General features: G+C 43.9%; 11 protein-coding genes. 9 read left to right on the top strand and 2 right to left on the bottom strand.

The window, feature by feature from the left end:
• Window positions 1–2 precede the first annotated feature (2 nt).
• The 6 genes from CJF29_RS23850 (at window position 3) to CJF29_RS23825 (ending at window position 9,300) form a co-directional block, all read left to right on the top strand.
• The gene (locus CJF29_RS23850; RefSeq protein ID WP_004316103.1) at window positions 3–1,526 is read left to right on the top strand and encodes a RagB/SusD family nutrient uptake outer membrane protein; all 1,524 of its coding nucleotides are present in this window, start codon (window positions 3–5) and stop codon (window positions 1,524–1,526) included.
• A 9-nt stretch (window positions 1,527–1,535) separates the two neighbouring features.
• Window positions 1,536–2,219 carry a DUF4843 domain-containing protein gene (locus CJF29_RS23845; RefSeq protein ID WP_004316104.1) on the top strand — a complete coding sequence of 228 codons (684 nt, stop codon included), beginning with the start codon at window positions 1,536–1,538 and terminating at the stop codon, window positions 2,217–2,219.
• Window positions 2,220–2,236: 17 nt separating this feature from the next.
• Complete coding sequence (locus CJF29_RS23840) at window positions 2,237–3,910, top strand: PKD-like family lipoprotein (protein ID WP_004316105.1); 1,674 nt, start codon at window positions 2,237–2,239, stop codon at window positions 3,908–3,910.
• 15 nt (window positions 3,911–3,925) lie between these two features.
• Entirely contained in the window at window positions 3,926–6,274 is a 2,349-nt protein-coding gene (locus CJF29_RS23835) for a zinc-dependent metalloprotease (protein WP_015531908.1), read from the top strand.
• 25 nt (window positions 6,275–6,299) lie between these two features.
• A complete protein-coding gene (locus CJF29_RS23830; RefSeq protein WP_008641464.1) occupies window positions 6,300–8,411 on the top strand; it encodes a DUF5117 domain-containing protein in 2,112 nt (703 codons plus the stop codon).
• Between the two features lie 115 nt (window positions 8,412–8,526).
• Window positions 8,527–9,300, top strand: coding sequence for a radical SAM protein (locus tag CJF29_RS23825; RefSeq protein ID WP_099146457.1), 774 nt, complete (start codon window positions 8,527–8,529; stop codon window positions 9,298–9,300).
• Window positions 9,301–9,643: 343 nt separating this feature from the next.
• Here CJF29_RS23825 and CJF29_RS23820 read toward each other — a convergent pair whose 3' ends face one another.
• Window positions 9,644–13,615: a hybrid sensor histidine kinase/response regulator transcription factor gene (locus tag CJF29_RS23820; protein ID WP_099146456.1), complete on the bottom strand. Its 3,972-nt coding sequence runs from the start codon at window positions 13,613–13,615 to the stop codon at window positions 9,644–9,646.
• Window positions 13,616–13,623: 8 nt separating this feature from the next.
• Entirely contained in the window at window positions 13,624–15,057 is a 1,434-nt protein-coding gene (locus CJF29_RS23815; RefSeq protein ID WP_074558922.1) for a sialate O-acetylesterase, read from the bottom strand.
• A gap of 267 nt (window positions 15,058–15,324) precedes the next feature.
• On the opposite strand from CJF29_RS23815, the gene CJF29_RS23810 reads away from it, so the two are divergent.
• From CJF29_RS23810 to CJF29_RS23800, 3 genes are read left to right on the top strand one after another with little or no spacing between them, the layout of a single operon-like run.
• Window positions 15,325–18,597: a SusC/RagA family TonB-linked outer membrane protein gene (locus CJF29_RS23810; protein WP_099146455.1), complete on the top strand. Its 3,273-nt coding sequence runs from the start codon at window positions 15,325–15,327 to the stop codon at window positions 18,595–18,597.
• 29 nt (window positions 18,598–18,626) lie between these two features.
• Window positions 18,627–20,438 (top strand): RagB/SusD family nutrient uptake outer membrane protein, encoded by a 1,812-nt coding sequence (locus CJF29_RS23805; protein WP_074559266.1) that lies wholly within the window; start codon window positions 18,627–18,629, stop codon window positions 20,436–20,438.
• A 20-nt stretch (window positions 20,439–20,458) separates the two neighbouring features.
• Complete coding sequence (locus tag CJF29_RS23800; RefSeq protein WP_099146454.1) at window positions 20,459–22,273, top strand: heparinase II/III family protein; 1,815 nt, start codon at window positions 20,459–20,461, stop codon at window positions 22,271–22,273.
• Window positions 22,274–22,278 lie beyond the last annotated feature (5 nt).

The raw sequence follows: 22,278 nt of genomic DNA, 5'->3' as shown, positions 1-22,278 counted from the left end.
GTATGAAACAGATAATATATATACTATTAACAACAACAATGCTGGGACTTATGTCTTGCAGCGACTGGTTGGATGTATCTCCGAAGACTTCTATTCCTACCGACAAGCAATTTGAGTCGGAATCAGGATTTAAGGATGCGCTTACAGGTATTTATTTGAAGTTGGGAACCACGACATTATATGCCGGAGACTTGACTTATGCTTATTTGGATGAGTTGGCAGGATTATATTCCGATTATCCGGGGTATAATACAAATGCTGTTTTCGACCAAAGTATCGTGTTCGATTATGAGAACATGTTTTTGAGTAAGAAGAATGGGATTTACTCAACGATGTATAACATCATAGCCAATATTAATAACTTCTTGGAGTACGTAGACAAAAATAAAGATGTTTTAGTTACCGAACGCTATTATGAAACTATGAAGGGAGAGGCACTCGGGCTTCGCGCTTTTCTTCACTTTGATTTGTTGCGTATGTTCGGTCCTGTTTATAAAGAACATCCTGCATCCAAAGCTATACCCTACCGTATTGCTTTTGATAAGGATGCCACTCCTGTTTTACCAGCCAGCGAAGTGGTTGACGCTATTCTCAAAGATTTGAATGACGCTGAAAAATTACTGAAAGAGAGTGATCCTCTTGATTTCTTTACCGATCAGACGGATGAAGATTTTATAGATAAAAATCATTTTCTTGTCAATCGTGAGTTTCGTATGAATCTATATGCGGTTAAAGCTATGCTGGCTCGTGTATATTGTTACAAAGGTGATGCGGAAAGTAAAGGATTGGCCACAGAGTACGCTAAACAAGTGATTGCTGCCTCTAAGTATTTTACATTGTATAAATCGCAGACTGCTTCCAATTACAATTCCATACGCTACGCAGAGCAAATCTTTGGAATAACAGTCAATGAATTCTCCAATTTGCTTATTGGAAATTATATGGATATGGAGAATACCAATACTCAGCAACATTTCTATCTGGATGGAGATAAATTTAAATTCTTCTATGAAACTGCCGATGCAGGGAATACTGACTGGAGAAAAAATACGGAAATGTTTGAGGTTATTAATGGGGCAAGTCGGACAGATGTTTTTTGTAGAAAATATAATCAGAAACCTTTGAATGGCGGATATGCTTATTCCGGTGCTGACGCTATCCCTTTGATACGCTTACCCGAAATGTATTATATTGTAGCAGAATGTGTTCCTTCTGCATCGGAAAGTGCTGACGCGTTAAATACCGTACGTTTTGCACGTGGTATCTCTTATAGTGATGAAATACCGACTACCGGATATGATGACCTTGATAATACTTCGGAAGAAGACAAAAACCAGACTAAACGTATTAATGAGATAATGAAAGAATATAGAAAAGAATATTTCGCGGAAGGTCAACTTTTCTATTTCTTGAAAGCGCATAATTATAGCACTTATTATGGTTGTGGGATTGAAACGATGACTGAAGCCCATTATCAGATGACGTTGCCGGATGACGAGTATATTTTTGGAAACAACTCTAAATGATGAAGCATTATGAAACGTATTATATATTTTGTTTTAGCTATTCTTGTTTGCGGCATTTATGTAGGATGCAGTGAAAACGAGATAGACTTATATGACCAGACACCTCGTATCAATTTCTATGGTAGCACTACGCATGTCCGTACTTTGGTTGATACGGATTATGTGAAGAAAGAACCTTATGCTGTAGACAGTTTCGAGGTAAGAATACAAGGAGATTTTTTGAAAGAGAATCGTGATTTCTGTGTGAAAGTAACTCCGAATAATGATTATCAGAATTCAGTGGATGTATTATTGGAAAGCAAGTATACATATACTGACCTTGATACAGTTTGCCAGATATTCTATTATAAAATAAATCGTCCGAAAGTAGAGGCAGGTAGAAATGTTTATGGTTGTTATCTGGAGTTTGATTTGAATAACCCTCTTCATCAGTTTGATAAAGGTCTGGTAGAAAAGAATCAAATCGTTTTAAATGTCAGATGGGAGTTGAAACCGACCGAATGGAGTGATTATGTGGGATTTGGCAGTTATAGCGATGCTAAATATATGTTTATTATGGATGTATGTCAACGTGTATGGGATGATTTGGAAGATGAAGATATTGATGTAATCAAGCAAGCTTATAGAGAATATAAGGAGGAGGGAAATCCACCGATTTTAGGTGAAGAGGGTGATGAAATAGAATATGAATAAGATTAAAAAGAAACGTTATGAGGAAATATATCATCTGTATAGTAAGTTTTATCGGAGCGGCTTTATTGCAAACAGGCTGTTACGATGACAAGGGAGATTACGATTATCATGATGTAAATACGATGGATATCGTAATACCTGAAACGAAGGTACGTATGCCTAAAGAGGAAGCAGTCGAAGTTTCAATTATACCCGAGATTTCTCAGACTTTGGAGCAAAATGAGAAAAACCTTGTATTTCAATGGAAGAAAACAATCGAAGGAAAGAAAGCGGGGTCGGACAGACTTAGTGATTATAAAGATTATTCCGTAGGCAAAGAATGTAAAGTAACAGTCGAGCCTTATGAATCCGAAAATATAGGTTTGATGTTGGTCATTACGGATAAAAAGAATGGAACAACCTGGTATCAGATAGGTGAAGTTGCAATTATTCGTCCTTTAAATCCTTGCTGGTTTGTATTGCAGGAAAAAGAAGGAAAGGGAGTATTAGGAGCGATAGAGGGTACTCCGGAAGGATATTATGTTTATCCGGATGTCTTTAAATCAGAACTGAATCAGTCATTTCCGTTAGAAGGAAAACCTTTGGCGGTAAGTGCAAGAAAAAACTATGGGGATTCGTTTTTAAGTAGTATGCTGGGTTTTTTTGGTTTTAAAGTAAGTCCGGCGTTAATGGTGGTAACCGATCGGGACTTGGCCTTGTTGACTCCAAGTACTTTAATAACGAGATATCCATCGAATAAAATACTTTTTGAACCGACTGGAAAAGGGGAACCGTTGAATATCGAGCTCTATAAGATGAGTACTCATGGTGAATTGTTTGTGAATAGTGGAAAAGCATATTGTGCTCCTATGGATGGATTTTGTGTACCATTCTCAGTAAAAAAGGAAAGTGAGTTTCCCGCCATTTCCGCTTATGGTTCGTATGGAGGAGGCTATTTGTTTTTTGATTCTGAAAATCATCGTTTTCTTGCTTCCTCTATTCTGGGTTTTAGCGATTATATGGTACCGAATTCGGCTACTCAAGATATACGTAATTATGGAACTAAATGGACTGATCAGAAACCTGTCAGGACATATTTAATGTCGTCTGATGAATCAAATGTCTTTGATCCAAATAAGATTGATCCGTCTTTAGAAGTGCATGACATTGTTACGGGAGGAAACGGGGGAAATTTTGCTTATGCAATTGCTGCTCCCCATAACGGAAAAGAGCTGACTGTGTTTAAATTCAGTGCGCAAGATGAAGATCCGATTTGTGCTGCCCGGTATACGATTGCTTTACCGTCCGAAGTAAATGTAGAAACAGCAAAATTTGCAGCTTCTTACGCGTATACGGCAAACCTTATATTTATGACATCGGGTAATAAATTATATCGCATTGATCTTGGTCGCGGAAGGGCAATTGAACTTTATACTTATGAAACTGATCCGTCAGCACAGATAGTTAGTTTTAAATTTAAGGACCCTGAAAGTGTGAGAGAGGAAGATGACGATGAGGAAATAGGCGAATATAAGGAGAAACTAGGTATGTCTCTCGGGTTGGGTATCAATACTGCTGACAAAGGTGTAGTTGTCGAATTGCAATTGACAGTGGCGGGCGATGTAGCTCGTGAAGAAAACAGCATTTGTGTTTACGAAGATCCCGATCAGCCTATTGGGAAGATTGTTGATATTAGCTATAATTATGAATAGTATAAACCGGTCTTTATGCTAAAAGGAATTATCGGTGCAGTATTTCTTGCTGTTGTCTGTACTTGTCTGTACGGGCAACAGCAAAGTATTACAACTTTTATTAAAGAAGAAGCACCAGTGGAAGTTATTCCCGGTATGTTTACTACCTACCGAAGTGATAAACATATCTATTGGGAAATCCCGGATTCATTGATTGGACGTGAGTTTGCCGTAACGACAACTATCCTGACAGCTCCTGCCCGTCCGGACCGGGATATGGAAAAGAAATTCGGATATGCGGGTGACATGATAGGTCCGGTATTTTTCAGTTTCCGTAAACAGGGTGACGAGTTGTGGATGATGGATCCACAATATGAGAGGGTGATAGAAAATCCTGAAGGAACGTATGCAAAAATCGCCGCCCAACGTGGGAACGAAAGGCTTTATAAGATATTACCGATTAAAGCTAGGAATCAGGGAAGCAGCTTGATAGAGATTGGTGAAGTATTAAAAGATTTTCCTTTGTTTACTCTTGATATTGTATCTTTTGATTTATTGATAGGTACGCGTTTAAGAGAGAAAGATTATATCAAGGAAATTAAAGGATATGACAACCGCTTGTTGATACACGCATCACGAGTTTATCGAAGTTCGTCAATGAAAATACCAGGTAAGCCTGTTGCACCTCCTTATATTGGAGACTGGGATACAGGTATCTGCATAAAATTACTGTCAAAAAGACCGTTGGAGGCAGTTGCTGCAAATACCGGAGCTTATTTTTCTATCAGCAAGGAGTGTTTTCAAGGGAATCAGCCTGCTATTCGGAAATCTGTTGTCAAACGATGGCGGCTGGAAATAAGGGCGGAAGATGAAGAAAGATACATGAGGGGGGAACTGGTAGAACCCATACAACCTATTATTTTTTATATAGATCGTAATACACCGGAAAAGTACATCGACTGTATCATTGAAGCGGTGCGTGACTGGCGTCCGGCTTTCGAGAAAGCTGGATTTAAGAACGCCATTGATGCGCGACTGGCTCCTACCGTTGAGGAAGATCCTGATTTTAGTATTTATGACAGTACTTATCCGTTCATCTCATGGAAGATATCAGGACAAAATAACGCTTATGGACCGACTCCATGCGAACCCCGGTCCGGTGAGATTATAGCTTGCCACATCGGTATTTTTTGCAGTGTCTTGAATTTGGAACAGAAATGGTATTTTGCTCAATGTGGAGCGAATGATCCGCAGGCATGGAATATAGAGTTGCCGGACTCTTTGCAATACGAACAGATAAAACAAGTATTGACACATGAAGTGGGTCATACATTAGGGTTGGAACATAACTTTCTGGGTAGTTCTCATTACTCCATCGATCAATTACGTGATAATGACTTTTTAAGTCAATATAGTATTGGTAGTTCCATAATGGATTATGTGCGGTGTAATTATGCTTTGCGTCCTCAAGATAAAGTTGATTTGAGAAACAGGCGGGTACGTGTCGGCGAATATGATAAGTGGGCTATTGAATGGGGCTACCGTATATTTCCGGGTAAAGATGCTTCTGAAAGAGAAAAGAACAGGAGCCTTTGGAATCAGGAAAAACAGAAAGATCCCTCATTACATTTTTCGGGCAGAATGGATGTAAGGGCTCAGGCAGAAGATTTGGGTAATGACCATGTTATGGTTAATACACAGGGAATAGAGAACTTGAAATATTTGTGTGAACATCCGGATGTCTGGAATGTGACGGATAAAACGTCTTTGCGTGTATTACAGGGGCGTTATGAAGCGGTATTGGAGCATTATAAACAGTGGGTACAGCACGTTTTGTCTCATTTGGGCGGGAAACGTCTTGCTGAGCCGGATGATGAGAATATTTACATACCTGAAAAAGCCGATTACAATAAGAAGGTTATGAGCTTTATACAGGCTTATATATTACAACCGCCTGTGTGGATGTTTGATGAAAAACTTACCGCTAAATTAGAAATAAATGGTAGTCGGGAGTTCGATCGCTTTTATGAAGAGCTGATGTCGGAAATGATTCGTTCCCTCCGGGAAGTGGAAAGAACGGAGAATGTTTGTGAGGATATGTTGTCTGTAGATGAGTTTTTGGAAAGCATACATAAAGAATTATTTACCGAATGGGCTGACAATATTCCTGTAAGTGACGCCAAGTATAAAGTGCAGCTGCTTTATGTGAGTAAACTTGTTAAATTGTTGGATAGATCAGAAAAGATAACTTCGTCGAGATTATTGGTTTCCATCATGCAGGCTTTGAATAGAATAAAGGAGGAAAGTCTTGATTATAGCCATAAGATTACGGATCCGGTTGCCAAAAAACGGGCAATGTTTCTTGTAGATAGTATTTTGTTTTAATGATGAAAAGTAAATAAAGAAATTCATGAAGAGAAGAAGATATGTGATTGGTATATTGTTGTGTGTCACAGCTTTGCTTCAGGCACAGGATTCCGTCAAGTCATTTGACGAGTTTTTTGTTGCCGGGATGGATAAGATCGACGGTGTGTTTCCTGTGTATGTAGCGGAAAAAGAAATCTATTTGGAAATACCCGAAAAATATATCGGGCGGGAAATTGAAGTCAGTGGACAGATAGACCGAGGGTTTGATTTGTTGAATCGTCCGGTTGACGGACTGGGAGTAGTGCGTATTATATCTCCGGATAAAGCTACAATTTGCTTTCAAAAACCGTTTTATACAGAGCGTATTTTAGATGAAAAAAGCACATATCAGCAATCTTTCTCGTTGTCAAATATGCAACCTGCCGGTAAAAGTTATCCAGTGGTGGCCTATTCAAAAGAGCAGGGAGCTATTATTCGGATAACAGAGTATCTGATGACTGGCGATGACTGGTTCAGCTATAATGATAGTTTTATTCGTTCCTTGGTTCCGGAACTGTCGGAAATAATGAAAATACATCCTTTTAAGGAAGGTGTGTCGTTTACGGTCAGGCGCTATCATGGAGTTGAAGCAGAAAGATATATGCTGTCCAGTTCTGCCATTATATTGCCTGAAGGTAGTATGCCTTTGGAAGTCACTTGTGCAGTACGCTTGCTACCTCTGAAAAAAGATCAGATCCGCTTGGCAGATTACAGAATACCTTACCGGACATTGAGTTTCAAAGATTACTCGCAAAATCCTTATTGTATGGTAGAAGATTCATTGATTCTTCGTTGGGATATGTCACAACCGCTTACTTTCTATGTAGACACTCTTTTTCCGAAGGAATACTTCCAGGCAGTAAAGGAAGGAGTGGAAGCATGGAATACCGCCTTCCATAAAGCAGGTATTCATGATGCTTTACAAGTAAGGTATGCAGACCGAAAGATAATTCCGGCGGAACAACGTGCTTTTATATCTTATGATTTAAGAATACCGGGGATCAAAAGTGACTTTATCTGTCATCCTCGTACCGGAGAAATACTTTCATGTCGTCTGAATATCGGACATGGATTCCTAAAAGGAAAATTAGACGACTATCTGTTAAGTTGCGGTGCCTCGGATTCGCGTATTCTGGCTGACCGTTATTCTAAAGAAGTGGAAAAAGAATTGTTGCAAAATGAAATAACGGAAGAAATTGGATATCTTTTAGGTTTGCGCAGAAGTTTATCGAAAAGCTCGTGTGGAAAGACTTTAAAAGTTGGAGATGATGATTGCCGGACTATTTATTTTGGCTATCATCCTTTCAAAGGAGACCAAAATTGTTATGATGAACGGGAGAAGCTCCGCCAATGGATAGATCATAATTTACCAGATCACATTCGTTTATTCCAACCATCAGGGAAGGAGAATTCTAATTCTTCATTTCCAGAAGATTATGCGGTCAAAATATCGGATTTACAGACTGTAGTGAGTCGGTTGGATAAGATTGTGTATAAGGGGAAGAAATACGATAAAGGGAGTTCGCTCACTGATATATACAGAAAAGCTATTCGTCTGTATGGGAGTTATCTGATGGAAATGGCAAAGGTGGTGGGTAGTTCTCAACCGGCAGATGCGCAGCGTCAGGCAATGCTTGATTTGGACAACTATTTATTTCATTCTGTTAAAAAGATGGAATGTACCTATGTAAAAGAGAATTTGTTGGAAACAAGAAACAATCTTCTGTATCCGGAACTGGCGAAGTTGTTCAAACAATTGTTGAGTGTAAAGACAATTTCAGCTCTTCGATTGCAGGCGTTGCAGAGTGACCGGAAGGGGTATGACGATATTGATTTTTTCCGGGATCTTTATAAAGGATTGTTTAATGGTTTTGATCCGCAGTCTGCCGTTAGTTATGAACAGATGGATATTCAGCTGATATGTTTGGAAGCGTGGCTGGATATTATGCAGGAAGCTACTGAACATAATAGTATAAAGAAACGTTTAACGAACGAATTGCATAGTCTGCACGATAGACTGGAGGAGCTTAGCACGACACATTCCCAAAGGGAAGTACGTGATATGTATATTCTGCTTTTGAGAAGAATGGATCAATATTTCCGTGTGGTTTCTTGAGTGGCGTTAGAGTAATAATTTGTTTGGGATGATGAAAAAATGGTCGTACAGATAGAATAACCTATAAGTTTTGGGTTATCTTTGCTATGATTTATGAATAAATAATTAGAATAAGATGACTATTATTTTTCCTTCACCCATCTTCGGCCCTATTCATTCCCGCCGTTTGGGCGTTTCTTTGGGAATCAATTTATTGCCGGACGACGGTAAGGTTTGTTCATTCGACTGCATTTATTGTGAGTGTGGTTTCAATGCCGAACATCGTACGAAGAAACTTCTTCCTACCCGTGAAGAAGTCCGCACGGCTCTCGAAGAGAAACTAAAAGACATGCAGGCAAACGGCCCCGCTCCCGATGTACTGACATTTGCCGGAAACGGTGAACCGACTGCGCATCCCCATTTCCCGGAAATCATAGAAGATACACTTGCGCTTCGCGACAAGTATTTCCCAAAAGCAAAAGTAAGCGTATTGAGTAACTCTACATTTATCGACCGTCCTGCCGTATTCGAAGCACTGAACAAGATAGATAATAATATCCTGAAACTGGATACGGTGGATGAAGAATACATTCATCTGTTGGACCGTCCTAACGGAAAATACTCTGTTAAGAAGATCATCGAAAAGATGAAAGAGTTCAAAGGAAACTGCATCGTACAGACGATGTTCCTGAAAGGAGGTTATCAGGGAAAAGACATGGATAATACATCCGACAAGTATGTGCTCCCCTGGATAGAAGCAGTGAAAGAAATCGCTCCCCGTCAAGTAATGATTTATACGATCGACCGGGAGACTCCCGACCACGATTTGCAAAAGGCTACGCATGAAGAGTTAGACCGTATTGTGGCTTTATTGGAAAAGGAAGGTATTCCGGCAACAGCTTCTTATTGAAATATAATTCAACAGGGATATATTTCTAATAGATAATACGTAAGAGAGTTAATATAAGAGGGCGAATTAATAGAATTCAGAAGTTTTACTTCCTATTCTATTGCTCGCCCTTTTATTGGCTTCATGAGCTGTTTCAGCCTATTCTGACAAGGGTATATTCTCACTGCGATGAGAAATGTACTTCCCTGATAATTGAACTGCACCCCAAAAGTTAGACACAAAACTTTAGGAGTGCAGTTTTTTATGCGACATTCATTTGAAGAAAAACTCAATATTGTGAGCAAAGTCAAGAGCGGTCAGCTCATTAATACCTCTTTGGTTGTTCGGTTTCTTATATGAAAGGCTAGCTTCCTTTCTTCACATAATCTTTCGGCAATATCCCGAACTGTTTCTGAAAGCAGCGCGCGAAGTATGAAGGATTATTAAATCCTACGATGTAGCAGACTTCGTTAATCCGGTATTCCCCTTCCCGCAAAAGTTCTCCCGCAGTTTTGAGCCGAATCAACCGGATATAATCATTGGGTGGCATTCCTGTCAATCCTTTCAACTTGCGCTGTAAGTTGGAACGGCTGATAGCCATTTCTTCCGCCATCTTATCAATGGTAAATTCTTCATTGGTGAAATTGCGGGTAATGATTTCATTAATCGTGTTCAGCCATTTCACGTCTGTTTTGTTCATTAATGTCTGGTCGTACGACATATTCGGTACCGTTGTAAAGTGGTTGAAAAGCATACGTCGGTTTTCCAGCAGATTATTGATGGTGGCTTTCATGTGACTTAGCGAGAAAGGCTTTTCTATATAAGCGTCCGCGCCATAGTCAAGACCCGCAATTTTTGAATCGATGCTGTCGAGTGCCGAAAGCAGGATAAACGGGATATGACAAAGCATATTGTCGGAACGGATGGACTTTAATAATTCGAATCCGTCCATGTGAGGCATGACGATGTCGCTGATAATAAGATCTACTGTCGTTGTCTCCAGACATTCCAAGGCTTCCTTGCCATTGGCGGCTGTATGGATGGTGTAGGTATTTCCCAGATTCTTAGCCAGAAACTCCAGCATGTCCGTCGTGTCTTCCACTACCAGAAGAGAGTAACCGGCGGGTTCGCCCTCTTCCTCCGAAGCGGGAACCTTGTCGGGCATGGAAGTGATGGAAGGGCTGACAGAGATGCTTTTCTCCAAATACGGAATTTCCACACATACCTCGCATCCTTCCGTATAGCCGGGATTGATATAAACCTTTCCTTTATGCTTCTCCACCAACAATTTGACGAGACTCAATCCGATTCCCACTCCCGATCCGTTGTTTCCTGTATTTCCTACCTGATAAAACGGTTCGAAAACCTTGCTGCATTCCTCTTGCGGAATACCCGGACCGTCGTCACGCACACACAAGGAGAGCGTGCGCCCTTCAGAAGACAGATGTTCGTCCATAATTACCATAATGCGGGTACGGGCATATTTCATGGCATTTGTCAGCAGGTTGCTGACAATTTTAGTCAGCGCCTCCTGGTCTACATTATATTGCAGATGTTCTTTCGGAAGAGAGACACTGAAAGATATTCCGGTCAGGGAGATGGCACGGAAACGGTCGATGATGTCCTCTATCATCCGGTTGATATCCACTTCATTGAATGAAAGCGTATAACCTTCCTTGTCCACTTTGCGGAAGTCGAGCAATTGTTTGATAAGCTCCATCAGTCGGTTGGTGTTCTTCCGTATCACAGACAGGTTGCTTTCCACTTCACTGTTCCATTCATGTGTTTCCAGAATAGCTTCCAGCGGAGCTTTGATAAGGCTTACCGGAGTCTTGATTTCATGCGCCACTTGAGTGAAGAATGTAATTTTCGATTGGAACAACTCCTGATTCTTTATTTGTTCCATCTCTTTCATCTTTCTTATTTTCACAGCCTGCTGCTTACGCAAATAAAGCTGTACCAGGAAATATGCGAGACCACATGCAATTAGTAAATAGAAAATCTTGGCATAAATGGTCTTCCAGGGTGGAGGAAGAATTTCAATATGCAGGCAACAGTCGTCATTGCTCCAATATTCATCGTTGTTACTGGCTTTCACACGGAAAGTATATTCACCCGGAGGCAGGTTGAGAAAAGATACGTTATGTTTATCCGTGTATATCCATTCTTTGTGAATACCGTCCAGTTTGTAGGCATATAAATTCTTGCTGGGAGCCACATAACTAAGACTTTCGAACGTGATGTCGAACGACACCACCTGATAAGGAACAGTTACCTGTCCGCTAAGAGCAGGTATACGCTTGCTAAGGCTTACTTTGTCGTCGGGGCTATGCATATATACCGCCGAGATAGACGCTGTAGGTCTTACCTTATTAATAGATAATTTGAACGGATAGAAACAATTGAACCCGTTCACCCCACCGAAATAGAATTTCCCGTCACTGGCTTGCAGGGAAGAACGGAAATTGAACTGGTTGCTTTGCAATCCATCCTCGATGGTATAGAGTTGTGCCCGTTTGTTTTGCGGCTCATACCGGATCAGTCCCCTGTTGGAAGAAAGCCAATAGTTACCCGATTGATCGTCCAGTATGCCATAGATGATATTGTTCGGCAGATTCTCTTTGGTGGAGAAGTTCTCAAAACGGTCCTCCTGATAGTGATAACGGCAGATGCCACCACCTTCGGTGCAGAACCATAGATGTAGTTTATGATCGATATACACACGGATTACCCAGTTGCTGCAAGGAGAATCAGGATTTGCCGGGTCGTTGCGATAGTTGTGCAGTTTGCCGGTTTGGCGGTTGTAACGCCAGATACCATCCCTTTTGCTTGCCAGCCACAAGTCTCCGTATGGGTCTTCAACCATGTCGTAGATAAAGATATGGCTTAAAGGTTCCAATGTCCGGAAAGAATCACTTTCCGGGTCATACTGGCAGAATCCGGAAAGCGTTCCCAGATAAATGCTGCCATCCTTCGTTTGATAGATGGAGTAGATATGGTCGTTAGGAATTGAATGTGGGTTTGCGCGGTTATGGCGATAGTTTTTCATTTTTCCCATTTGAATATCCAGGATATATAATCCACGGGAGAAACTGCCAATCCACAATTTTCCTTCATTGTACAACAGTGCATGGATATTGTGATAACCGATATTAGGGTTACTGCTTCTCAACAGATGGTTTTTAAACTTCTTCGTGCGGGGATCAAAGAGATTCAGTCCCCCGTCTTCGGTAGCAATCCAAATGTTTCCGTCGGGATCTTCGCAGAATTGGCTGATTACATTTCCCGAAAGAGAATTTTCCGTACCATTGGGATAATACCACTCAATATCCTTATGCTTGGGAGACAGGTAACTCACCCCACTGAAATACGTCCCGATCCAGATTCCCCCTTCCCTATCCTGATAACAGGCATAGATACTTTCTTTATTTTGTCCGTCGTCGGTAGGCAGACATTCTCCTGTCGTGGTGTTGAATGTATAAAGTCCGTCGTCGGAGCCGAGATAGAAAGAGTTGGCCGTCCGTTGAAACAAGGTGCGGATGCGTGGAATGGTAAGCGTGTCCCCTTCTCCGAAGTAATAGCGGAATTGCCCCGTTTCCTTATTGAACCGTGCCAGTCCCCCGTACCATGTACCCGCCCATAATACTCCCTGCGAACTTTCCATCAAAGAGATAATCTCGTTGCAGGCAGGACGTCCGAAAGAAGTATCTTCGGATATATACCCTGTGAAGTTGTCCGTGCGTTGGTTGTATTTTGCCAGACCATTCCGGGTGCCTATCCAGATAGTTCCGAACGAGTCGTTGTAGATCACCCACACGTGATTGTCCGGCAATGAATGAGGATCGGAAAGAGAATGTAGATACTGCCTCAACGTACCTTTTTTCTCGTTGTAGACAAACAGTCCGTTGGCTGTTCCGATCCATAACTGCCCGTCGTTGTCGTATGCCATTCCAAAGACACTGTTGACTGTCACCCCGTCTTCCGTCTGTGTATCGAATACGGAGAACTTCTCTTCCCGCGAGTCGAATAAATACAGCTTCTCCGTACTGGCCACCCAAATCTGATTGTTATCCTGATGGCGGCAGATCGTTACTATATTCATATAACTGTTTCCACCGTTTTCTGACGAATGTCCGTAGTTGGTAAACTCGATACCGTTGAAACGATTCAGCCCGTCCTGCGTTGCAAACCACATATATCCGATGCTATCCTGGAGGATGCTCCGGACGCAATTGCCCGATAACCCTGATCTAACGTCATATTTCTTGTAGATATTGGCGAAGACCAGAGAAACCGATGCCAGCAGTATACATATAGATAAGATGGATCGTTTCATAATTTCCTTTATTTCACGTCGTCCCACGTATCCGTGCGGAACGGGAAAGCACTCAATCCGAAAGTATTCCGCAGCGTGATATTTCCCACATAATTACGGAAAGCATAGCGCACGGCAACCGGTTGGGTTACCTTTTCACTCCACACTTCTACTGTGTTGGTACGTCCTACAATCTTTGCTTTCGCCGGATAGAACTTCTTGTCCGCTCCCGCAATCTCGAATCCTTCCAGTTCGGAGAAAGTAGGAAACAACCCCGCAGGTGCATTATCAAATGTCACTATAGCCTTTTTGTCCGCATAGTCCACTTTGGTCATCATCGGACCGTTGGATGGCAATCGGCCGATGCTGTATGTTTTAGTCAACGCAAGCGTAGCCAGCCGGAGTCCTACCACATCCTTTGGCGATGGGTGGATACAAAACTCATCACCAATATCCGTAGTGGGTATCATGCCCGAATTAGGAATCGTTTTCAATGCTTCCATCTGTGCTTCACGCAATAAAGCGGCCCCCGTATTGCTGCTGTTTTCATATTTGTAAGGAGCAATCTGCACATAATAGAAAGGCATATCGGGAGCCTCCCATACGTTTCTCCATAGCTGCACCATGGCAGTCATCATCGGAGCATAGAACTGATAGTTGGATATGTTCGATTCTCCCTGATACCAGAGGAAACCCTTTGCCGTGAAGTTCTTAACAGGCCATAACATCGAGTTGTACAGACATTCCAGACGCTGATGCACCCCTCTTTTAGGATCTTTGGCAGCTTCTACGTCCATACCTTCGACGGTTTTCAATGTCGGTTCATCTATCCATGCTTCGATAGCCGAACCTCCCCAACTGTTGATAACCAGCCCTACCGGAAGATGAAGACTTTCAGTCAGTTGTTTGGCAAAGAAATAGGCGGCGGCACTGCAATCAATGGTCGTTTCAGGTGACGAAACTTCCCATTTTCTTTTTTCAAAATCCGTGCGGCGCTCTGTATCATTGGTTCTCGGTACGGTAATAAAGCGAATACGGTCGCGGTAATTTCCCGAGTTTAGAAGCGTTTCAAGTGAGTTGTCAATGGGCTGTGCGGCATTTCCCATCATGCGCATTTCCATGTTCGACTGTCCGGAGCAGATCCACACCTCCCCTATCAGTATATCCGAGAGAGTGACCGGAGTCCCATCGCTGATTGTAATAGAATAAGGTGTATAACCTCCTTTGGGAGTGTCCACTTTCACCAGCCAGGCCCCGTCTTTGTCGGTAGATGCCTGATAAGTCCGGTTGTTCCATGAAGTAGTGACGGTTACTTTTTTGCCGTCTGCCCAACCCCATAATTTAACGGAACTGTTCTGTTGAAGCACCATGTGATCTCCCATCATTGCGGGGAGTTTTACTTTGCCTTGTGCAAGCGGTAGGAATAAAAGTGATAGAATCAGAAGTAGAAAATGTTTTTTCATACTGTTTTTTATTAGATATTCGACGAATAGTTATTAGGTATCCGACAAAAATACAATCAATTTTTAAATATGGAATAAAATTATCTAGTCATTTTCTGATAAAAACTAGTCGAATTCTTAAAAGATTGTTTTTCCTTTCCATTCTCCTCCGAATTTTATTAATTAGTGGCATCAATCGCCTAAACAGTATTATTAGATTGGCTAAATATCCCATTTCTTTGCAGGGTGAGTATTTAACAACCTAATTGTTTCATTAAATCTAATAAAATGAAAAAGAAGCATTATCTATTATTTTTATTGGCTTTGCTCTTTTTACTGACAGATGTGGTGTGGGCACAAACATCTGCCACGGTAAGTGGAGTAGTGATCGATGAGAATGGAGAAACCCTGCCGGGTGTTTCCGTCGTCGAAGTAGGTACAACAAACGGTGTCCTGACAGACCTGAACGGACACTACACCTTAAAAACAACTTCTGCCAAACCTTCCGTTTCTTTCAGTTACATTGGTTATCAGACCACCACGCTTCTCCTGAACGGGCGTACGAAACTTGATGTACAGATGAAAGTGGAAACGAAAGTGCTGGATGAAGTAGTGGTAGTGGGCTACGGTGTACAGAAGAAAGTGAACCTGACCGGTTCTGTGACTTCCATCAACTTTGCCGACCAGACGGAAGGACGACCCATCATGAGTGTTTCTTCCGCCCTTTCGGGACTTGCCGCCGGTATGAACGTCACGCAGGCTTCGGGACAACCCGGTTCGGACGGTGCCACCATCCGCGTCCGCGGTAACGGTACGTTCAATACCAACTCCCCATTGGTCCTGGTGGACGGTATCGAATGGAGCATGGACAATGTGAACCCCAACGACATCGAAAGCATCTCCGTACTGAAAGACGCTGCCTCCACAGCTATTTATGGTACGCGAGCCGCCAACGGAGTCATCCTTATCACCACCAAAAACGGGAAAGGCAAACCGCAAATCTCCTATTCTTATTCGGGAGTCGTGCAGATGCCCTACAACAACCTCTCTTTCGTAAGCGACTATGCCCGTTATATGGGACTGGTGAACGAGGCTTGCGACAATGTGAATACCAAAGGCATCTTCTCGCAGGAAAGCATCGACCGCTGGAGGGCTGCTTCTGCCGATCCGAACGGGTTGAACGAGTACGGAGTACCCAATTACGTGGCTTATCCCAACACCGATTGGTTCGACGAAGTATTCGACACCGGATATTCGCAAGAGCACAACCTGTCTGTCTCCGGCAGTTCGGAGAAAGTGAAATACATGCTTTCCTTAGGCTATCTCGACAATCAGGGAGTCATGAACCGCTGGAACCTCGACTCAAGTACGCAGAAAATCAATTTCCGTACCAACCTGGAAGCCAAGATAGTGAAATGGATGACCGTCGGCACCCGTCTCTACGGACAAAAGCAAGATTACGGGATGGCTAATATCAGCAACGGATTCAAGTATCTCTATCAGACCACTCCGGGTGTATATCCCGGCGAACCGAACTACTGGGGACGTGCCGCGCTAGCCAGCGAAGAATCTTCCAATGCCAATAATATCTTCGGTCAGATGGCAGGAGCCACCGGTTTCAATACCGTATGGCGTCTCAATGCATCAGTCTACGGAATTATCACTCCCTATAAAGGGCTCAACATTGAAGGTACTTTCAACTATTCGCCGACATTCACCGACAAGTCTTCTTATAGCCGCCAAAATGGTTATTGGGACTACGTCACCGACCAGCGTGTCAGCGAAAGCGCGTTGGAGAACGCTTCCATCACCAATACGAGCGCACGCACCTGGCGTCAGAGTGCCGAAATACTGGTACGCTACAATACAACCATCAAGAAAGACCACGATCTGGGCGCACTGCTCGGATATTCTGCACAGGAATATTACAGCAAGAGCTTTGCCGTTTCCCGTAAAGGCGCTACGGACTGGACGCTGAACGAACTAAGCACTTACGAGACGCTCGTCAGCTCTTCCAGCTCGGCACCTGCCAAATGGGGATTGCTCTCTTATTTCGGCCGTGTCAACTACGGATATAAAGGGCGTTATCTCTTCGAAGCCAACCTTCGTGCCGATGCCTCCTCCCGTTTCGGTGTGAACCAGCGTTGGGGATATTTCCCCTCGTTCTCCGGTGGATGGCGTATTTCGGAAGAATCGTTCATGCAGGGAGCATCGGACTATCTCTCTAACCTGAAACTCCGTGTTTCCTGGGGAAAGACAGGTAACAACTCAACGGGCAACTACGACTGGCAGGCAAACTACGCCACAGGCAATGTTGTAATCGACGGTGAAGGAACCAAAGGATTGGTACGCAAGAAACTAAGCAACGACAAGCTGCATTGGGAAAGTACCGCCACCACCGACATCGGACTTGATTTCGGCTTCTTCAACCACCGCCTGACGGGTGAGATAGACTATTATAATAAGTATACTTCGGACATTCTCTACCATCCCGAACTCTATCTTTCGATGGGTGTTGTAGGCTCTGCTCCCGAGAATTTGGGTGAAGTGCGCAACCGTGGTGTTGAATTTACCCTCAACTGGAACGACCGTATCGGAAAAGATTTCGAATACCGAGTGGGTATGAACTTCTCTTTCAACGCCAACAAAGTGATGAAGTTCAAAGGCGAACTCCAGAAATACTGGACGTATGATGCACAGGGAAACAAAGTGAGCTATGTCAACAACTTCAGTGATGTGTCTGAATCTGGTTTCGGAGGCTACATCTGCGAAGGCCGCCAACTGGGAGAAACCTATATGTATAAGGTGTACAGAGGTTCCGGCGAAGGCTATACCGGAGGTGCGGTGGATATCCATGCGGGACCGAAGGACGGAATGATACGTACGAAAGAAGATATGGTATGGGTGCAGGCCATGATTGACTCCGGTTATTCGTTCGGAGGAATGAAGACGGTTGCCAAAGACCAGCTTTGGTATGGTGACATACTCTATGCCGACAGCAACGGTGATATGAACTACGGTGATACGAACGACCGGGATTTCTCCGGACACACCAGTGTCCCGAAATTCAATCTGGGCTTCAACTGTGCCTTCTCTTACAAGAACATTGATTTCTCCATGTTATGGTCGGGAGCTTTCGGGCATTACCTCAACTGGAATACGGATTACTACAACTCGACACTGGTCAGCCACGGATATGGCATTATCGAGCATATCGCCGATAACCATTACTTCTTCGATCCTTCCAACCCGGACGATCCGCGCACCAACCAGTGGGGCAAATATCCCCGCCTGACATACGGTACTACCTATAATAACAGAATCCAGAGCGACTGGAACGAATATAAGGGCGACTACTTCAAGTTGAAGAATATCCAAATCGGCTATACGTTGCCGCAACGGATTTCCAGCAAGTTCTTTGTTAATAAGCTCCGTGCTTTCGTGTCGATGGATAACATCCTGACGATTACCAGTTACCCGGGACTTGATCCGGAAATAGGAACTGAAATCGGCTACCCATTGATGCGTCAGATCTCTTTTGGCGGACAGATTACCTTTTAATGATGTAGAACTAAAAAACAGAATCTGATATGAAAAAGATATTAATGATTTTAACGATGGCTCTGGCTGCTACCTCCTGCATGGATATTCTCGATGTGGCCCCGGAAGACCAGATCGCAAGTGAAAACATGTGGACTACGGAGGAGCTTGCCGACAAGGGAATGGCAGGACTCTACTATCCGTTCTATGCCACACAACTCTCGTCTACCCAGCTCCGGCGTGCCGACGGTTTGAACCGCCAGGGAATCGAAGCCATGAGCTTCGCAACCGATTATTATTCCAACAACTATCCGGTGGAACTGCTTTCGCTGGCTACCAAACCTGCCAATGACTTTCAGGTGTGGTATGAATGGAAGTTCTGTTACACCATCATCCATGCGTGTAACGATGCGATTGCCAATCTGCATAAAGCGGATATGAGTACTGATAAACTGGCACGTTATCAATGCGAAGCCCGTTTCCTCCGTGCGTGGGCCTATAACCGTCTGAATATGCTTTATCAGGGTGTTCCCGTTTATCTGGAACCCATCAATAATGAAGACTGTACGCGTGGTCAATCTTCGGTAGATGAAGTCTGGCAAGTGATTCTGGACGATTTGACGTATTGCATCAATAATCCTGATTTCCCCCATAACACGCTGAACGAAAACTACGGACGCCCCTCCAAGGGAGCTGCCTATGCGCTTCGTGGCATGGTGTATATGTGGAAGAAGCAATACAAGGAAGCAGGCAACGATTTCAAAGAAGTGGAAACCTGCGGCTACGGCTTGTGGACAGGCGAATATGCCGACTTCTTCAAATATGAAAACGAGAAAGACAAAGAAATGATTTTCTCGCTCCAGTTTAGCGAAGAAACCGGTTACTGTGACAACATTCAGCAAATGACCGGTGCGCGTGATACGTATGACGGATGGACGGAAATAAAACCTTCCGCAGACTTTGTAGACTATTATAAGAATGCCGACGGATCGGACTTCAAATGGTCGGAAGTAGACGGTTTGGAAGATTGGGACTTATTGACTCCGCAACAACGTGAAATCTTCTTCTGCCGTGACGGGTTGGAATCCATGTCCTCACAAAAGAATGCCCTTATCAAACGCGTAGGTGAAGATATTTATCAGAAATACTACCTGAACAGCGGTAACGAAGCCCGCATTAAAAAGGCGTATGACAACCGCGACCCACGTTTGCAACAGACAGTCGTTACCCCTTATATCCCGGTAGATTGCTACAAGCCTAACTATGCCGGAGATGCCAACCAAATCGGTAAACAACTTCGCTGGCCCTTGAAGGAACAAGGCACGAATGGCGGAGACTTCTGGCTGGATAAACGTACTTCCGCTTTCTACTGCTATCGTAAATACAATGAGTTTGAGAAAGGCCGCTTGATTAGCCGGAGCCGTTGCCATACCGACTGGCCGTTGATTCGCTATACCGATGTATTGTTGCAGTATGCGGAAGCATTGGCACAGACCGACCAGATAGGAGAAGCCATCCGCCTGGTGAATAAAGTACGTACCCGCGCCCACATGCCTGCGTTGACAGAGGGCGGAAGCGGTCCGTGCGCAGTGAACGGAAAAGAAGACATGCTCGAAAGAGTGCGCTATGAACGTCGCGTGGAATTCTGTCTGGAGGGAATTAACTTCTTCGACGAAGTACGTTGGGGAACCTATAAAGAAACCAAGTTCCAGGGGAAAGACGTGAATGGCGGCAAGTCCTGGTGGGGCGATATGGTAGAGTATAACTGGTATTACACCGATTATATGTGGCCGTGGACTGCTCCTATCGTTGAAACGCAAAAGAACCCGAACCTGACTAAACGAAGCGGTTGGGCGTATTAATCATAAAGATTTGAATAAGGATGAAGAAAATACTTTTACTATTACTCATTTTTGTATCCGGTTGCACAGGTGTATTTGCGCAACAGTTTGACTATGGCAAGATAGCGCCTCATCCCCGACTGTTATTGCCGGAGGGCGGAGAAGAAGCTATTAAGAAAGCTATTGCGGAGTATCCCCCGTTGGCAGCAGTTCACCAACGGATCATGGAACTTTGCGACCGGACACTTACGGAACCACCTGTGGAACGTATCAAGGAGGGCAAACGCCTGTTGGCGATTTCGCGCATCGCATTGAAGCGTATCTATTACCTCTCATACGCTTACCGTATGACGGGAGATAAGAAATACGCTCACCGTGCGGAACAGGAGATGCTCGCTGTCAGCCGTTTCACCGACTGGAATCCCACTCATTTCCTGGATGTGGGTGAGATGGTAATGGCATTGGCTATCGGTTATGACTGGCTGTACGATTCTTTGCAGCCCGACACCCGCCGGGTAGTGCGCGAAGCAATCATCGAAAAAGGATTTGATGCGGCAAAGAATACCCGTCATGCCTGGTTCTACACTGCCAAGAATAACTGGAATTCCGTATGTAATAGTGGATTGGCGTATGGTGCACTGGCTCTTTTCGAAGAGATTCCGGAGATTTCGAAAGGTATTATCGAGAAATGCATGGAGACAAATCCGAAAGCGATGGTAGGCTATGGTCCTGATGGAGGTTATCCCGAAGGATTCGGATATTGGGGGTACGGGACGAGTTTTCAGGTAATGCTCATTGCTGCGCTCGAAAGTGCTTTCGGCACAGACAATGGGCTCTCCCAAGCCCCCGGATTTAAGGAGTCTGCCCGTTTCATGCAGTATATGACGGCTCCGAGTGGAGACTGCTTCTGTTTCTCGGATTCTCCGGTAGAGGCGGAATGTAACATGATGATGTTCTGGTTTGCAGGCAAGGAGAAAGACCTTTCCCTGTTGTGGATTGAACGTCAGTATCTCGACCGCCCGGATATGCAGTTTGCCGAAGACCGTTTACTGCCCAGCCTGATGGTGTTCTGTTCACAGCTCGACCTGAACCGGATCGGAAAGCCGAAGAAAAACTTCTGGTTTAACCGTGGAGATACGCCTGTGTTTATCTACCGTGGCGGATGGGACAGCAAGAAAGATACCTATCTGGGAGTGAAAGGAGGTTCGCCCTCTACCTCTCATGCACACATGGATGCCGGGTCGTTTATCTTCGAGAGAGACGGAGTGCGTTGGGCGATGGACTTGGGGATGCAGAGTTATATCACACTCGAAAGTAAGGGAGTGGACCTGTGGAATATGTCGCAGAACGGACAACGCTGGGAAGTATTCCGGCTAAGCAATATCGCTCACAATACGTTGACGATTAACGGAGAACGCCATTTGGTAGAGAGCAATGCCCCGATCACCCGTACTTTCGAGTCGAAGAAACAGAAAGGGGCGGAAGTAGACCTGTCGACTGTGTTTGCCAATAGTGTGAAGAAAGCTGTCCGCACCGTGATATTGGATCAGAAAGACCATCTGGAAGTAATAGACCGCTTGGAGACGCGCGATAAGGAAGCTACCGTATCCTGGATTATGGTCACTCCGGCAGAAGCCAAGATTACAGGCAAGAACCGCATAGAATTGACTAAAGACGGACAACGGATGCTCCTGACAGCAGATACCGGTACGGAAGTAGAAATGAAAATCTGGTCCAACGTGCCCCCGCATGAATATGATTTCCGCAATCCGGGAACCATCCGCGTTGGCTTTGAAACGGTGATTCCTGCCAATCGTGCCTCGCAACTGAAAGTACGACTTATTCCTTTGAAGTAATACAA

The sequence above is a fragment of the Bacteroides celer genome, from assembly GCF_002632415.2.
Taxonomy (GTDB): domain Bacteria; phylum Bacteroidota; class Bacteroidia; order Bacteroidales; family Bacteroidaceae; genus Bacteroides.
Note: the sequence above shows the minus strand (reverse complement) of the source record. Positions and strands in the feature narration are given on the sequence as shown.